At 67.4% G+C, this 16443-nt stretch carries 12 protein-coding genes; 5 read left to right on the top strand and 7 right to left on the bottom strand.

Annotated elements, in window-relative coordinates:
• Window positions 1-106: 106 nt before the first annotated feature.
• The 5 genes from OID54_RS32415 to OID54_RS32435 all read right to left on the bottom strand — a co-directional run bounded on the left by OID54_RS32415 (window position 107) and on the right by OID54_RS32435 (window position 10124).
• Window positions 107-3658, bottom strand: coding sequence for a SpaA isopeptide-forming pilin-related protein (locus OID54_RS32415; protein ID WP_329025397.1), 3552 nt, complete (start codon window positions 3656-3658; stop codon window positions 107-109).
• A 350-nt stretch (window positions 3659-4008) separates the two neighbouring features.
• Window positions 4009-7386 (bottom strand): S8 family peptidase, encoded by a 3378-nt coding sequence (locus OID54_RS32420; protein WP_329025399.1) that lies wholly within the window; start codon window positions 7384-7386, stop codon window positions 4009-4011.
• Window positions 7387-7696: 310 nt separating this feature from the next.
• Window positions 7697-8671: a DUF4184 family protein gene (locus tag OID54_RS32425; RefSeq protein WP_329025401.1), complete on the bottom strand. Its 975-nt coding sequence runs from the start codon at window positions 8669-8671 to the stop codon at window positions 7697-7699.
• A 239-nt stretch (window positions 8672-8910) separates the two neighbouring features.
• Complete coding sequence (locus OID54_RS32430) at window positions 8911-9789, bottom strand: hypothetical protein (RefSeq protein ID WP_329025403.1); 879 nt, start codon at window positions 9787-9789, stop codon at window positions 8911-8913.
• Complete coding sequence (locus OID54_RS32435; protein WP_329025405.1) at window positions 9786-10124, bottom strand: PadR family transcriptional regulator; 339 nt, start codon at window positions 10122-10124, stop codon at window positions 9786-9788. The genes OID54_RS32430 and OID54_RS32435 overlap by 4 nt, the downstream gene beginning before the upstream one ends.
• A gap of 159 nt (window positions 10125-10283) precedes the next feature.
• Here OID54_RS32435 and OID54_RS32440 point away from each other — a divergent pair, with 159 nt between their 5' ends.
• From OID54_RS32440 to OID54_RS32460, 5 genes are read left to right on the top strand one after another with little or no spacing between them, the layout of a single operon-like run.
• On the top strand, window positions 10284-10925 hold the full coding sequence (locus OID54_RS32440) for an RNA polymerase sigma factor (RefSeq protein WP_329025407.1): 642 nt from the start codon (window positions 10284-10286) through the stop codon (window positions 10923-10925).
• Window positions 10925-11752, top strand: coding sequence for a zf-HC2 domain-containing protein (locus tag OID54_RS32445; RefSeq protein ID WP_329025409.1), 828 nt, complete (start codon window positions 10925-10927; stop codon window positions 11750-11752). Before OID54_RS32440 ends, OID54_RS32445 begins: the two co-directional genes overlap by 1 nt.
• Complete coding sequence (locus OID54_RS32450; protein ID WP_329025411.1) at window positions 11749-12648, top strand: ABC transporter ATP-binding protein; 900 nt, start codon at window positions 11749-11751, stop codon at window positions 12646-12648. Before OID54_RS32445 ends, OID54_RS32450 begins: the two co-directional genes overlap by 4 nt.
• Window positions 12649-12650: 2 nt before the next feature.
• Window positions 12651-14231: an ABC transporter permease gene (locus OID54_RS32455; RefSeq protein WP_329025413.1), complete on the top strand. Its 1581-nt coding sequence runs from the start codon at window positions 12651-12653 to the stop codon at window positions 14229-14231.
• Window positions 14219-14923, top strand: coding sequence for a hypothetical protein (locus OID54_RS32460; RefSeq protein ID WP_329025414.1), 705 nt, complete (start codon window positions 14219-14221; stop codon window positions 14921-14923). Before OID54_RS32455 ends, OID54_RS32460 begins: the two co-directional genes overlap by 13 nt.
• A 145-nt stretch (window positions 14924-15068) precedes the next feature.
• Here OID54_RS32460 and OID54_RS32465 read toward each other — a convergent pair whose 3' ends face one another.
• Together OID54_RS32465 and OID54_RS32470 are read right to left on the bottom strand one after the other, a co-directional pair.
• Window positions 15069-15665 carry an HD domain-containing protein gene (locus OID54_RS32465; RefSeq protein WP_329025416.1) on the bottom strand — a complete coding sequence of 199 codons (597 nt, stop codon included), beginning with the start codon at window positions 15663-15665 and terminating at the stop codon, window positions 15069-15071.
• Between the two features lie 179 nt (window positions 15666-15844).
• Window positions 15845-16429 (bottom strand): DinB family protein, encoded by a 585-nt coding sequence (locus OID54_RS32470; protein ID WP_329025417.1) that lies wholly within the window; start codon window positions 16427-16429, stop codon window positions 15845-15847.
• Window positions 16430-16443: the final 14 nt, after the last annotated feature.

A 16443-nucleotide genomic window follows, 5' to 3' on the forward strand; every position in this document is an offset into this window, starting at 1 on the left:
GGCCCGCCTTCACCACGGTTCGGCCCGCGCTTCGGGGGCGCGGGCCGAACAAGGTGTCGTGCCCGGGCGGGACGGTTCGCACCGTGCTTCCGCCCCCCGGGTGTGACTACTTGCCCTTGGGAGGTTCTCCCCTCTCGTTGGCCACACTGACGAGGATGGTCTCGTCGGCATGGGCATCGGTGATCTCGAACGGACCGCTGACGGGGTTGCCAGGCAGTACGTAGCCTTCGGGGACAGCCGTCTCGCGCAGGTAGTACTCCCCGGTGGGAAGATCGTCGAAGAGACAGACACCTTCGTCGTCGGTCGCACAGCCGTTGCCCACACGCGTGTCGGCCGGTGTTGAACCGGAGGCGCTGGTTTGGAGTCCATCGACGCCGTTGGTCTCGCGCCACAACTCGAAGACCGCGCCCGCCAGGGCCTCGTCGTTCTTGGCGTCGGTCTTGAGGACCTTGATGGTGCCGGTGACGGTGACCTTGGTGTTCTCAGCGCTGACGGCAACCCCTTGACCGGCGTTCTCCTCCGTGAGGACGAGGGGCCCGAAGACGGGGTCGGCGGGAAGCTCGTAGCCCTCGGGGGCCTGCGTCTCCCGCCAGTAATACGTGCCGACGCCGACGGTACGGGTGCACTCTCCGCTCGCGCCGGTCGTGCACACCGCGCCGACCTGGCTGTCCGGGACCGCACCGGTGGTCTGGAGACCGGGAACGCCGTTGGTCTCCGTCCACAACTCGAATACCGCACCCGCCAGAGCGGTGCCGGAGTCCGCATCGGTCTTGGTCACGGAGACCGTACCCACGACGGGTGTTCTGGGAGTAATCACACCGGCACTGCAACTTGGTTCGCATCCGGGATCGTCGGTGCCGACGGCCGGAGTGACGGTGACCGTGTTCTCGATGTCGCCCGAGGCGTCCGCCGCCGTGGTGGCGGTGATGACAAAGGTGACCTGGCCTCCCGCCCCGATGTCCACCAAGGTGTCGATGGAGCCGGTGCCGGACGGATCGGTGCAGGCGCTCGCTGTCCCTTCGGACTCACACGTCCAAGTGAAGTCCGTCAGCGTCGTCGGCTGTTCGTCGACCACCCGGACGGCGTGCGCGTCCTGAGGACCCGCATTGGCGACCGTCAGCGTGTACGTCAGCGTCTGGCCCGGTGTGTAGGTGGGGGAGTCGACGGTCTTGGTGACGCTCAGTCCGATGTCCGCGCAGCGGGTCGGATACAGCGTCTGCGGCTCGCGCGTCTCATGGATCCAGGCGCCTCCACCGTCGTAGATCAGGGTGTCGGCCGGTGTGTAGGTGTCGCCGACCGTGACCCGGGGCCCGCAGGGGCTGCCCCAGTCGTTGCTGCCGCGCTGGCCGACCTCCTGCTCGGTGGTGGTCCCCGCCGCCGGAGTGTCCCGGGCGTCGACGGCGACGTTTCCGCCGATCATGTCGTTCTCGGTGTTGCTGTCCTGCCCCGTCTCGGCGTTGGGGAAGGTGCGGATGGCGACCGAGTCCTTGGGGAAGACGTTGCCCCGTACGAGGACGGTGTCCCGCATGACGCGCCAGGTGCCCTCCTTCTCACCGAGTTGGACCATCGGACCCGTACCGGTGAAGACATTGCCGAGGACGTCGATGTCCGAGGACGAACGCGACTGCTGGTCCTCGGGGGTGTTGGGGAACGTCGCCGGGTCGAGGTTCTCCAACGCCGTGCCCGCGCGAATCGCCGCCGAGTTGTCCGCCAACGGGCTGAAGGAGATCTCGTTGTCCGTGACGACCACATGGTGCGCCGGTACCGCGTACACGACGTAGTACGCGGGCCCGCCGCTCACATGGTTGCGGAGGTAGTCGAGTGTGTTCCCGCCGTACGGGAAAAGGATGCCGGTCGGATTGTCGGCCAGTTCGTTGTCGGTGAAGGTGATGTCGCTGCTGTTCTGGATGACGTCCAGTCCGTCGGCGCTCGCGGACGGGTTGATCGTCAGGTTCGCCACGCCCGCGTTGTCGGTGAAGGTGCTGTTCTGGACGGCAAGCCGAATGACGGACTCGGTGTACGTCGCCCACCAGTCGATGCCGCTGACGGTGGCCTCGGTGACCGTCACGTCCGTCGTCATGTCCCAGTAGAAGGCGTTCGCACCGCCGGTGAAGGTCGAGTTCTGGACCTGGATGTGGTCCGAGTAGTAGAAGCGGACGGCGGCGGAGCCCCGGCGCACGTCGTCGGGGTTCTCGTACCCCTCGACGGTCACACCGCTGATCACCACGTCGGTGTTTTCGTAGCCCCCGATTCCGATGCCGCCGCCACCCGCCGCACCGGCGACGAGCTTCATGGAGGTGCCTGTGACCCGGAAGCCCGAGTTGTTGGCGACGACGATGCCGGTGGCGACATCGGTGAAGGTGCCCCCGGTCACCACGGGACCGGCCAGTGGATGCCCGGACGTACGGACCCAGACCTGTCTGACGCCGGTGCGCAGGCCACTGATGTTCGGGTTGTCGATGGTCACCGATGTGGAGCGGGCCAGGTCGACACCGATGCCCACGCTGCTCGGCGCGCCGGAGACGGTGACGTCGGTGAGCTTCGCACCAGTCGTCGCCCCGAGGCTGATGCCGGTCGTGCCCACGTCCGAGACCGTCACCCGGGTCAACTGGGGCCCGTCGCCCGTGGTGGCCGCGGCGGTGGCGATCCCGTAGACATAGCCGGTGACCGAACTGTCGGTCATCACGACGCCCGTGGAGCCGCCGAGGTTGATTCCGTACGAGCCGGCCAGCGACGTACCCGTGATGTGCACCTCGGTGAAGGACGCCCCGACCGTTCTGCCGGTGAGCACTCCCTGAAGGGTCGCCTCGATGTCCACATGGGAGAACTCGGGGCCGGTGCCGGTGGCGGCGGATGACATGAAGAAGCCTCGGGTGGCCCCCGTGATCTCCGTGTCGTGCACCACGACGGATGTGGCGTTGCCGGCGTTGATACCGGTGGAGATGCCGTTGGCGGCGTTGTCACCGTTGTCGAAGACGTAGTTCTCGACGGTTCTGCCGGTCGTCGGGGTACCGGAGAAGGTGATGCCGGTGAGAGTGGCCAGGTTCGCCGTGTTGGTGATGCGGATGCCGTCGAGCACCGTGTCGGTGGAGGTCGCGGCGACCGTCACCACCGTCTTGCTCGCCGCGGTCGGCTCGAAGGTGACCCCGCTGACGGTCAGCCCGCCGCCGGTGACCGAGAACAGCGCGGTGACCACCGAGTCCGAGGCGCTGGTGAGCGTCACCCGACGGGGCACGGTGATCGTCTTGGTGAACACATAGCTGTCGGGGACGATGTGGACGGTGTCCCCGACCACGGCCGCGTTCATCGCCTGCTGCAAGGTGAGCAGCGTCGGAGGTTGGGTGGGGCCGACCCAGGCGATCAGGGCGTCGTCGGCGGGGTTGACGATGCGTCGGCTCACCGCGACCGAGCGGTGCGAGACGGGCTGGGGCACGGCAGGGGACGCAGTTCTAGCACGTCCACCGTCCGTGGGACGGGCGTGCTCACCCACCTCCTGGCCGGTGACGTGGGTGTGGTCTATGTCCCCGACCACCACGGTCGGTCCGGTTGCTGACGATGCGGGAGCGATGGCTGCGGCTCCCCACATCCCCCAGACCAGCAGACAGCTCAGTGCGGCCCGCACCGATCTGGCCGTGGTCGATGAGAATCTACGCTTCAAGGACTTCTCCAGGTCACTTCGGCGACCCCGTGGCAGGGGCGGCGCGATGACCCGAAACAAAGCAGACAGCCGTCACCTCCCACATCTGACGCGCCCGGGTGTAGGGCGACTGCCGCACGCGCGCTACCCGTCCGCGTGACGAGGCTGCGGATACGGCCGGCCTCACGACGCGGCCCGCACATCCGACCTCGCCTCGGCCGTAAGCTCACCGTCGCTCACGGTGGAGCAGGCGGGGCCGAACTGGAGAGCGCTAGTGGTGGCGGTGACCGCGAGCTTGTCGTGAGACGGTCCGTCAGAACCTCGGTGGTTCTGACGGACCGCCCTACCACCGTTGTCTGAGGGCGCCTGTCTCAGCTGCCGAAGTAGGCGTCGAAGATCGAGACCGTGGATCTATTGCCGTTCTTGTCGGTGACGTTGGCGCGCAAGGAGATGCCCTTGCCCTCGGCCGGGTTCTTCACGGACACCTTGCCCTTGGCGACCGTCAGCCTCTTCCAGCTCTTGCCGTAGTCGTACGACGCGTACACCGCGAGGGACGCGAGGTTGCGTCCCTCGGCCGCACCCTGCACCTGAACCGAGACGGACTGGGATTTTCCGGCAGGTGCCGTGCTGTCCAGGCCCAGGGCCGTGGCGAAATGGACCGTGGAAGCGGGGAGCTGGGTACGGGACGCAGTGCTCTTCGACGGGAACGACCAACTCGCGTCGACCCTGCTGGACGCCCGACCCACCTGTGCGCTGCGGGTCACGGATGTGGTCAGTCGATAGTTCCCCGGCTCGGCCGGCATGCTGAACACGGAAGCCTTGCCGAACGGTGGGATCGCATTCTCGCCGATCTTGGTCGATCCCTGGTACAGGGTCGTCTTCGCGGAGGTGAGCTTCGATGACCCCGGATGTGACCGACCGTCGGCAAGGACCGGCAGTCGGCCGTGGAGCAGGTCGCCATCGCGGAACAGGCCGTAGTCGCGGTCGATCCGAGGGCCGAAGATTCCCACATTGAACGTTTTGCTGTACGTCTTGCCGGCCGTGAACTTCTGGGGCTCTGCGAGTGTGAAGTCCACCTCGGGAATGTCAGTCGCGTCGACCTGCTGGAACAGCAGATCCCATCGGACGCCGTCCGCCGTCGAGACGTACAACGTGCGGGTGCCCGGCAGTGTCTTGGGAATGGCGACGGGGGTGGACGAGGCGAAATCGGACTCCGGCGCCCAACCCGTGGCCGCCACCGTGCCGCGCTTCTGTGGTGCGGAGGCTCCCGCCACGGGCTTGATCGTGGCGAACTCATGGGCACCGTAACGTTTGGTGTGGCCCGTCGCGATGCGTTGCCCACGACTGGATGCGGTGGTGTGGTACGAGGTGGCGTCCGGTCTCACCCAGTGTCCATCCCATTGCTGCCTCAGCGAACCGTCCGTGATCCGCGGGCCGAGATGACCGCGGTAGAAGTGGTCATAGCTCTCAACCATCCAAGCGAATCCGTAGTCTCGATCCTTGGCCACGGTCAGGTCGAAGCCCGCCATCGCGATGATCGAGCGGGCAGTTGGGTCCGGCACGGTGATGTCGACCCGTCGGGCGGTCCGCACATCGACGGTCACCGTGGTGTCTCCCGTGATGCTCAGTTTCGGCTGGCTGATCCAGTCGACTCGTTGATTCACATCGTTCGGATCATAGAAGTCGGTGTTGAGGATGTAGGACCCCGATGGCACACGGACCTTGGTCGTGCCCGAGGGGTCGTACCCCGTCCAAACGTCCGTACCTTCGGCCGGACCTTTGACACCGATGACGTGATCGAAGAAGATCCGGGTGGTGCTGCCGTCGTGCCCGATGTGCTTGATGGTCAACTCATAGGACTCGTCCTCGCGCTCGACAGCCGCCATTGTCCGTACGGTCTGACCACCTCCACTGGCGGTGAGATGCGCGAAGTACGTGCCGTGAACGCCGCCACCGTGTCTGGTGTCCGCCGTGAGGTCGACCGATGCCTTTCCTCCGGCCGGAACGGTCAGCTGCGACGCCGACAGTGCGAAGAATCCGGCTGGGGCGGGATTGCCCTGGGGGTCGAGCCCTGTGGCCACCAGATCGAGGGCGATGTCTTCGGTGCTGAGATTGCGGTAGGTCACGGCCCTGGTGATGGGGATGTCATCGGTGTGCGGCCACGGCACCTTCCCGAATCCCACTGACACCGGATCGGCGATCACTGTCTGGGAAAGTGCCCGGTCCACTTGGATACGGCCACTGCCCTGCTCGAATGGCGATCCCGACACGCTCTTCGTCGACCCGGTGAGTGCCGCCTTCAGTTCGCGGTACGTCCAGTTGGGATGGCGCTGCTTCAGTAGTGCGGCTGCGCCGGCGGCGTGCGGGGTGGCCATGGACGTACCGGAGATGGAGAGGTATCCGGCCGGGTTCTGGCCGGTGCTCTGCTCGATGACACTGCCTGGTGCGGCTGCGGCCGTGATGTCGACCCCGGGTCCGGTCACATCCGGCTTGATCGCCCCATCGCCCAACCGCGGCCCGGTGCTGGAGAAGTGCGCGAGCTGGTCGGCGCTGTCCACTGCGCCGACGGTGAGTGCCGCATCAGCAGTGCCCGGTGAATTGAGGCTCTGCTTACCGCTGTTGCCTGCCGCGATGGCGAAGAGGACGCCCTTGGCCTCGGACACCTGGTTCACGTGTGCTTCCAAGGCGTCGATCCCGGGGCTGTCCCGGCCGCCCAGGCTGAGGTTGATGATGTCGGCGCCCTGTGAGACCGCCCAGTCGATCCCGGCGATGATGCTGGAATCGTCGCCCGCGCCCTGGTCGTCGAGGACCTTGCCGCTCAGTAGTGTGGCCCCCGGCGCTACTCCCTTGTACAGGCCGCCCGCGGTGGCACCGGTACCCGCGGCGATGGACGCCACATGGGTTCCATGCCCATAGCGGTCCTTGGCGTCGGCGGACGCACTGAAGTTCTTCTCCGCGCTCACCTGGCTCTTGAGGTCCTGATGTGTGGTGTCGACACCGCTGTCCAGCACGGCGATCTTGACGCCCTTGCCGTCATAGCCGGCGGCCCATGCTGTCGGAGCACCGATCTGCGCGGCACTGGTCTTGAGCGTCGCCTGACGAACGGTGTCCAGCCATATCTGACGGATGCCAGCGGCGGTGCTCCGCTTGCCGTGGACCGAGGTGTCGGTGAGCGCATTCCAGAGGTCGGACGCGCCGCTCGGCGAAGCTGTGACGGCGTCCGCGTTCAGTGACTTGAAGGACCTGCGAACATCGGTGTCGTCAGCCGAACGCACCTTGGCCTTGCTGCCGGTGGCCGTACCCCGGTAGGCCACGATCACCCGCAGACCGTTGCGATGGGCCTTGCGATAGGCGGGTTTGCCCAACTCGGTGATGTCGAAGAATCGCCGGTCCACCTGGCCGCTTTCCACAAGCGGTCGCGCGTCGACGGGTATGACCAGGGTGTGACCGTCGATGGTCCGGGTCTGTACGGGTATCCGCTCACGGCCCTTGGCCGGCTGGAAACCCACTGTCCGCCCCTCTGCGTCGACGAAAACCTGATCGCCGGTGATGAGGGTGATGCGGTGATGGGATGCGAGGTCCGTGCTCTGGTCGGCGGGCTTCGCGGCGAGGCTCAGGGCGGAGAGGGGCAGGGCCCTCAATGGCTCGGCAGCACCGTTTGCCCCGTCCGCTGAAGCGAGGGCCGTTAAGCCCATGGCAAGGGCCATGGAGGTCGCCATCGCCACTGTCGCGGCGCACTGTCTTCTCATTCGTCTGTGCATATCTCCCCCAGCTGTCTAGAAAGCCGAAAGGCATCAATGAGACCAAAGAGGCGGAGGTGTGAGCACACCTCGCCCCAAGGCGACGCAGTATGCCGAGGAAGGGAGTCGACCTCAATGAAAGGACACATCTGGCTGACTGCTCCGAAGTCAACCTTGTCCGCGATATCGCGGCGCCCACGTATGCGAACTGCGGGTTTCTGGCTATCACGCAATCAACGTGGAACCCGTGTGGGTAACCATGCGGAAAGACGAAGACTGCCATCCCCCGGTGATATCGATCGGGCCGTGGTGCGAGGCATCAACTTGTTACGGTCCTTTCGGTGTCGCTGCCCTCGGGCACAGCTGCTGTGTCGGGTTGTGCTTCGGTTCCTGCCCTCCGTGACGGGCGGAGCGATCGATGGAGATGCCAGGCGATTGCGTACAACAGCAGGGCGGCTGTGAGGGAGGCCCCCGCACCCTTTGCGGCGTCGGACAGCATGCCTTCGGCGACCGTGTGCCAGGGTGCGGTCTCCGTCCGGGTGGGATAGGTGATCGAGGTCGCGCCATCGCCGAGTTCTGTGGTGAGCGGACGGCTGGTGTCCACGACGGTCAACCGGCGATGGGCATCGATGCCTCGGCTGTGGGCAGCGGCGCCCAAGAGGGCGGCCCCTCCGAGAATTGCCGTCACGCTCCATCTGATCGTGGGAGTGAGCACATCGGATCCGCCTGATCGCGGAGTGCGCCGATCAAATCGACGGCGCCAGAGGTGTGCGCCAAGGACCGTCAGCCCGATTGCGGTGCTCAGGTGCTGGAGCAGCCGGGCCGGCGTCAGACCGCCCGCCACCGGTTCCCGCAGAAGCGCCACCTGGGCAACGACATATCCATCGAAGTGTGTGAAGGAGTCCCACACAAGATGGGTTGCGATACCGATCAGGGCGGACAGCAGTAGCCATGCCCCGTAGCGGATCTTCGCAACTGCGCTGTTCGGCACCATGGGTGCCGGGGGTACCAGGTGCGCGGGAAGCAATCCGGCAACCGGTCCCCGTAGCAGCCAGTAGCCGGCGACCAGGACGAGCGTGCAAGGAAGTGTGACCGTCAGGACGCCGGTCAGCGAGTGGGACGTGGTGGCATTGAGGAAGGGGCCGTACCAGTCACCGGCGCTGACCGAGATGCGCAGGGCCTGAAGGAAGTACGGGAGGTCGGGCGCCATCGCGCCCATGACCAGGGCCACGGGCACGAAGGGGCGGCGCAGCAGCGGGACGACCGCCGCTGGGTGGGACAGGGTGAACGGCACCTCGGGGCGCCCTTTCGCTTGGGTCGGAACGGTTGCGCACGGCCGCCGGCTCCATCGGGTCGGCCGGGGCGGTGAGTCTGGCGCGGTGGCTCGATGGGGAGACCACATAGAACGCTCACGAGAGTATTCCGTTGAAGTGACTATGTCGAGAGCGGTCGGCCCACGCCCCTGTGAACTGAGACCTGTCCACACGACGACAGCCGCCCTTCGCGGAAGGACGGCTGAGGTGACGCACCGGCTCAGTAGGAGCGGCGCGCTCGCGCGACGGCCGCAGTGATCACCACAGCGGCAGGGAACACCAGAACCATCGCGGCAACAGGTCGTAGGTCGTGCCACGCCATGACATAGGCATGGGCGATGAAGGGTGGGGAGGCCACGGCCATGGCACCCATCGTGCGCACGCCGGATGATTGCGCACGCAGCGCAAGCACGACTCCCGTCACAGAGAGGGCCAACAGCGGCCAGGCGCCGTAGTGCGTGCTCACGCCCTGGACGATCCGAGTCTCCACCACGGCCGCGGGTAGCCAAGCGGCCCATGCCATGGCTCCGGCCGCTGCCGCTGCGCTTCCATCGGGGCGCAGGTCAGCGGGACAGGCCAGCACCACGGCGACCGTGAGCAACGCCGCCAGTGGGACGATCACCCGATCCCCGAAGAGCCACTCCACCGACAGTGCGAGGCCGGCCGTTCCGCACAGTCCGCACACCGCCGCTGCCACGCCCACGGCCCAGCGTCCGGTGAGGGCGACAATGGTGCCGATGCACACGAGGAGGGAGAACAGCAGGCTCAGCGCGCCGACATGGTCCAGGGTCCGAATCGACAGCATCCACGGAGTCGGAGAGACGACGATCGAGGTGCACCAGCGCAGCAATTGGCTACCGGCACTCGCCGCCGCGGCGGCCAGCGCGAACGGTGCGGCCGATGCGAGGAAGCGCCCCAGCGGATCGGCCGACCCGAGCTGGAACCGAACGCGCAACGCGTGTGCTGCCAGATCGAAGCCCTCCCGCAGCCGCGCCCCGCGCGGCGCCCCCCTCGTCATCTCCCGATAGGTATCGGCGATCTCCGGTCCGTATGCGGCCCGATAGCCGGAGGGATACAGCAACAGCAGCCGGTCGATCACCTCATCACCGGTGCGCCGTCGATCCCCAGTCGCCGTCTGGCCTCCCGTACGGCCGTGGCGAGCCGCTCGGTCTCCAGGGTCAGCCGCTCCCTGCCGTCGGGGGCGAGGGCGAAGACTCGCCGTGCCCTGCCGTCGACCACTTCCTCCTGGCTCACCTCGATCAGCCCCTCCGCGACCAGCCGGTCCAGTGCCCCGTAGAGCGCCCCGGTACGTGGGGCGACTCGGCCGTCGGTGATGCCCTTGATCTCCTGGGCAATCGCATACCCGTGTCGGGGTGCGTCGGCCAGGGCCGTCAGCACCAGCAGTGCCAGTTCTTGCATCGCCCGCTCAGTCATTCCCCCAGAGTATTCCGCTCAACGGAGCGACCGGAGAACCGCGGCATGCCAACGCCGCCGGGCTCGGGGCGACTGTAGACACCCCGTCTACTCTCGCTGAGTGACGCACGTCACTTCCATTCTGCGAACCGATCCGGCCTCCGTTCCCGACGAGGAGATGTGAACGTCACAACGGGCGACCAACCCGACGACGCCGAGCTGCTCGCCGCGCTGCGAGAGCGTGACCGGGCCGCATTCGAGGCGCTGTACCGCCGCTATGCGCCCTGGCTCACCGCGCGGTTGCAGTACCGGTGCGCCGACCCCGCCGAACTCGACGACATCGTCCAGGAGGCATTCCTCTCCATCTGGCGCCGCTGCACCGAGGGACGGCAGCCCGAAGTACAGGACTTCGCCGGGTGGCTCTGGCGGATCGCCGCCCGCCGCCTCGCCGATGCCGCCCGCACCCATGGCAGCCGCAGCCGGATACAGCGGGCACTCGACGCCTTCCGACGCTCCCCCACGCCCTCGGCCGAGGAGCAGGCGTTGGACTCGGGCGAGTTCGGACCGGTACGCGCGGCGCTCAGCAGGCTTCCCCCGGATCTCCAGGACGTCCTCCAGGCCACCGTCCTCGACGGACTGACCACCCAACAGACCGCCCAGAAACTGCGACTCCCCACCGGAACCGTCAAGTCGAGGGCCCAGCGAGCCCGTAGACGACTCCGAGCGGAACTCGCGGACGGAACAGAACCGACAGGACCCGCGCAGCCACCGCCCCACCCTGACGAGGCCATACCGCACCACCCAGCAGAGAGGCAGCGTTGATGGAACACCCCCCGACCTCCCATCCTCCCGGTGAGGCCCTGCGCCACTACGCGCTCGGCACCCTCCCGCCGGATGCCCGACAACGCCTCGAACCCCACCTCCACCACTGCGCCTCCTGCCGCTCCCGACTGGCCCCCCTCGTCGACACCGCCACGGTGGAACGCAACTGGCAGGCCCTCGACCAGAGCCTCGACATCCCCGTCCCCGGCCCCTGGGAGCGAGCGCTCCTCGCCCTCGGCATCCCCGACCACGCCGCACGACTGCTGACCGCAACCCCGGCGCTGCGGGCCACCTGGCTCCTCGGTACCTGTCTGACCCTGGTCTTTGCGGCACTGACCGCGCGGCTCGCCGAACCCGGAGGGCCGCCACTCATCTTCCTGACCATTGCACCACTGCTTCCCGCGGCCGGGATCGCCGGCACACTCGGCGGCCGTCTGGACCCCGGGTTCGAACTGGGCAGGATCTCGGCGCCCAGCGCCTTCCGTCTCGTTCTCCTGCGTACCGCAGTCGTCCTGGCCACCACCGCCGTCATGACCGCCGCCGCGTCCCTCGCACTCCCCGAAACCGGTCCGGCGGCCTTCGCCTGGCTGTTGCCGTCCTGTCTGCTGACCGTCACCAGCCTCCTGCTGCTGCCCCGCATGGGATCACTGCCCGCCGCGATCACCACCACGGTCGCCTGGCTGAGCGCAATGACCCTCACTCGACACTCCGGAGCCCTGTTCTCCCTCCCCGGGCAGTCCGTACTCGCCGTACTCCTCCTCCTCGCCCTGACCCTGCTGATCCTGCTACGCGCCGACTTCGACTTCGAGAAGGGCATCCGTCTGTGAAACACCCACCGCTCTCACCCATCGCCACCGCCGCACCCCCTTCGACCAGCACATCCGTAGCCGGACTGACCGTCCGCTTCCGTGGGACGCTCGCTCTCGACGGAGTCTCACTGACGCTGTCCACCGGAGTCATCGGTCTCCTCGGTCCCAATGGCGCGGGCAAGACGACCCTGCTCCGCATCTTCGCCACAGCCCTGGTCCCCGACCGGGGGGACGTTCGGATAGCCGGTAGAAATCCCCTGGTCCCCGCCGAACGGCAGGAGATCCGCCGCCGGCTGGGCTATCTGCCCCAGACCCCAGGGTTCCACCGGCACTTCACCGCCTTCGAGTTCGTCGACTACATCGCCATCCTCAAGGAACACACCGAACGGGCCGGACGCCATGACGAAGTCCGACGGGTACTGGCCGCCGTAGGACTGAGCCAGGAGCGAGGCAAGAAGATGAAGTCGCTCTCCGGAGGCATGCGCCAGCGGGTCACCCTTGCCGCCGCACTCATCGGAGAACCGGAGCTGCTCATCCTCGATGAGCCGACCGTGGGTCTCGACCCGGAGCAACGGCTTCGATTCCGCGATCTGATCTCCGAACTCGGCGCCAACCGAACGGTACTGCTCTCCACTCACCAGACAGAGGACGTCACCGCACTCTGCCACCGCGTGGTGGTGATGGGAGGGGGACGCATCCGCCGCGACGACACCCCGGAAGCGCTGTGCGACATCGCCCGCGGTCGGGTCTGGATCAGCGGGGAGCGCGCCCCGGGCGCCATCGCCGGCTGGCGCACCCGTACCAACACCTACCGCAACATCGGCACCCCGCCACCCGACGCCGAGTTGGCCGAACCCACCCTTGAAGACGCCTATCTGCTGCTGAACTCCACCTCGGACGGAGCAGCGGAATGACCATGACCGAGCAAGCCCGCCCCACCACATCGCCGCTGACCACCGCCTCGGCCTCGGTCCGCGCCCTGGCCTGGTTCGAGGCACGCCGACTGCTGCGCCACCCGGCCGTGCTGGTATCGCTCGCCCTCTGTCTGATCGCCTGGGGCTACCCGACGGCCAGCGGAATCACCGAGTACCCGGTGCTCCACGACGAGGACCGACTCCTTCAACTGGAACTGCTGATACCGGCCGCGGGAGTGCTTCTCGCCTCCCATCTCGCAGTGACACGCCCCGCACGCGAGGGCACCGCCGCCTGGCTGGGGACACTCGTCCTGACCTCCGCCCAGCGCACCGCGGCTCATCTTTTGGCGCTGCTCCCCGTTGTGGCCCTGGTAGCGACCCTCGCGGGCATTCGATTCGGCTGGCTCGCACTCCTGCCCGGGGCCGTGAGCAGCCCATCGGCGGCCGAACTCGCCACCGGACCCGCTCTCGTACTGATCACCGGAGTCCTCGGCGTACTCATCGGCACGATGACCCGTTCCCTGGCGGCAGGGCCGATCACGCTGGTCCTCTTGGGGCTGTCCGTCATCGGGGAAGCCATCTTCAAGTACACCGATTCCCCCTGGCGACGCTGGGGGCTGATCGCCTCCGACTCCGAGGGGCGCGGCACGCTGCCCACCGCGCTGCTGGACCGCCCGGCCGGACTCCATCTGCTCTATCTCCTCCTGCTCACGGTCGTCCTCGGAGCAGCAGCGCTGCTGCGCTCCGGACAGCGCGGGCCGGTGGTACGCGGCATTGCGGTACTGGCACTCGTCGGGACGCTTGCGGCGGGAGCGGCCCAACTGCGCCCTGCGCCCGCATCGGTGTCGACCGCGAACAAGCAGGCCGTGGAGGCCCCGGCGGTGCTCCACACCTGTGTCCGGAAGGGGGTGGCCACCTACTGTGCCTTCCCCGAGTTCATCGACCGGCACCAACAGTGGGCCCAGGTCGCGGACGGCATGCTGCACCGCATTCCGGATCGCGCACGACCAGAACACCTCGCCGTACGACAGCGAGTCGAGGCCATCGTCCCCGAGAACGAGGTGTTCATGGAGATAGGGCCCGATCACTGGGCCGAGGACGATCGACGCGCGGGCACCCCGGGTGCGATAACGGTCGGTACGGACTGGGGCAATGGCACCGACCAGGCCGACGATGATGTCAGTGGCTTCGTCACCGCGCTCGCCCGGCGCCTCATCGAGGGCCCCTCCGAAGGCGAACCCGGCACGGTCTGCGGTGGCCGGGGCATCCTCACCGTCTGGCTCGCCGGCCAGGCGACCGAGGAGAGCGAGATCGCCATCCGCTCGACGAGGGAACGCCAGACCGGTCTGACGGTCGACTTCGGCTCGTTCCTGGGATCGACCGCCGTGGAACACAACGACGTCACCATCGCGCTGACCCTCCTGGACCGGCCCGCCGACGAGGTCGGTGCAGTGGTCAAACGGAACTGGGACAAGCTGACTCACCCTGCCACCACCACCGCTCAGGCGGCCCGCATCCTGGATGTCCCAGCGCCCGCTCCGGCCAGTTCCACCGAGAAGAGCATCACCTCATGCGCCCACTGACCCCGCGGGCCACACCGAACCACCACACCGCCTCGGTGTCGATACGCCGCACCCTGCGGACCGTACGCCCACTGCTCCCGCATGAGGTCCGCGCGGCCCGCACGGTACCCCTGCTGCTCGCCGTGCTGGTGGGAACCCTGATCTGCGCCGCGGTGTTCCTGCTGCCGCCCGATCCCAGCGGTGCGGTCGTGCTGCTGCGGTTCGCGACCGTCCTCGCTGGTCTGGGGCTTGCCTTCGTCCTGGACGATCCCGCCAGCGATATGACCACCGCCTGCCCCTCCCCTTGTTGGCTTCGACGGCTACTGAGGATCGTCGGCGGCCTGATGGCCCTGATCACCGCATGGTGGCTCGACATCGCCCTGTTGGCGATGGCTCTGCCGGCTGATGTGCACGCCGGCCTGCCCCTCGTGGATCTGGCCGCCGAGTGTCTGATCTTGGCGCTGGTCACCGTGGCGCTCGCGCTGACCGGGCTACGGTTCACCCGCGGGCTCGGTGGGGGGCTGTTGGGCGGGGGCGGAGTGGCCTTCCTCGCACTGGTGTTGGCCATGTTGCCGGCGGAGTTCGCTTTCTACGCGGATCCGGACGATGCCCGCGGTTGGGCGGAGTCCCTGCCGCGCTGGCGGGTCCTCGGGGCGGCGGCATTGGCCCTGACGGTCTTCCTCCTGCCGAGGCAACCCTCAGGCAAGCGGTGACACCTCAAAGAACAGCCCATAAGGGCTGCGACGGCCGATCCACAACTGCGCCCCGTACGACTTGATGCCGACGCGCCCCACTCACACTGTGCAGTTCATCGCCACAGGGAGGCGGCCGGGCCCAACGGATGCGGCGCTGCCGGCTTCATACCAGCGCGTGGCCGTACCGCGCCCTAGCCGAGGTCAGGTCGGGTTCGCCGAATCGGGCACGCAGAACGCCGAATGCATGGACCTTGTCCGCGCCGAACCTCTCCATCCGTGCGGCAAAGGAGTCCGCGGTGAGGAAGGTGGGAGGTGTCGTCTTGCTGTGGAACTTGTCCGCGTACATGACCAGTTGCTCTTCGACGGTCTCCGCCAAGTAGTCGGCTTCGGGTATGCCGAGCTTCTGCTCTCGTATGTCGTGCCGGGTGAGGCCGACACCCGTGTGGCAGGAGCAGAAGCGGCGTAGCGGCTCCGGGAATCCCTCCTCGCGAAGGATCTCGTAGCCGAGGACGCCATGACGGATGTAGTTGCGGTGATCGAGCCGACCGGCCTGGTCGTAGAGCCGGTAGACGCCGATGTCATGGAGCAGGGCGCCGACACGGACGAGGTCGCCGTCGATGGGGAGGGCGGTCCGTGCCACCAGCTGCGCGGCGATATCGCAGACGATCTCGCAGTGGGTGAGCACAAGATCGAGTGCTTCCTGCGACGGCGCGTACCGCTCGTGCAGCGCGCGTACCTCATTGACCGTGGGCAGAATCATTCCGGCAGGGTACTCGCCGGCCCCCGAACGATCTCGCACGCAGGGAGCGGCATGAGGGCGAGACTGTTGTGCGTGTTCGCACCGGACACGGCAACGGCGAGCGGGATGACCTAGATCAGCACTCACGGCTCGCAGCATGCCGCTCGAACAACAAGCATCAAGTCACGTGGGACACCCTTCTATGCCTTGATGGATGCGGCCGATCTGGCGGCCTGCTCGATCTTCGCGCAGTAGGCAGTACGGGCGTCCTCATCGATCTGCGTCTCGTGTTCGGGGCGCATCCCGGTTCGGCCGTCCACGCCTTCGCGCAGGATGTCGGCGTGCCCGGCATGCCGGTTGGTCTCGCCGAGGACATGGACCAAGATGGCGAACAGGTTCGTGTTGGGATAGGGCGCCGGCCACCACGGCACGTGGCCGGGGGCATCGAGGGCAAGTTCGTCGATGGTCGCGTCCGAGTGTTCCCACGTGCGCCGGTAGGACTGGATGATCTGTTCGCTCGCCTCGTCCTCAGCCGCCCACAGATCGCTGCCGTCGTGGTCCTGCCACCGGGGCAGCGGTTCCGGGGACGGCCGGTCGAAGACCTCGCCCAAGTACCTGGCCTCGACGCTGGCCACGTGTTTGACCAGGCCGAGGAGGTTGGTCCCGGTTACTGTCAAAGGTCGGCGGGCGTCGTACTCGGACAGGCCGTCGAGCTTCCAGAGCAGCGCCTCGCGATCCCGCCGCAGCCTGCCGTGCAGGGCGCCCTTCGCGAATTCATCGATCATGCGGCATGAGCCTG

This window comes from Streptomyces sp. NBC_00690 (assembly GCF_036226685.1).
Lineage (GTDB): Bacteria > Actinomycetota > Actinomycetes > Streptomycetales > Streptomycetaceae > Streptomyces.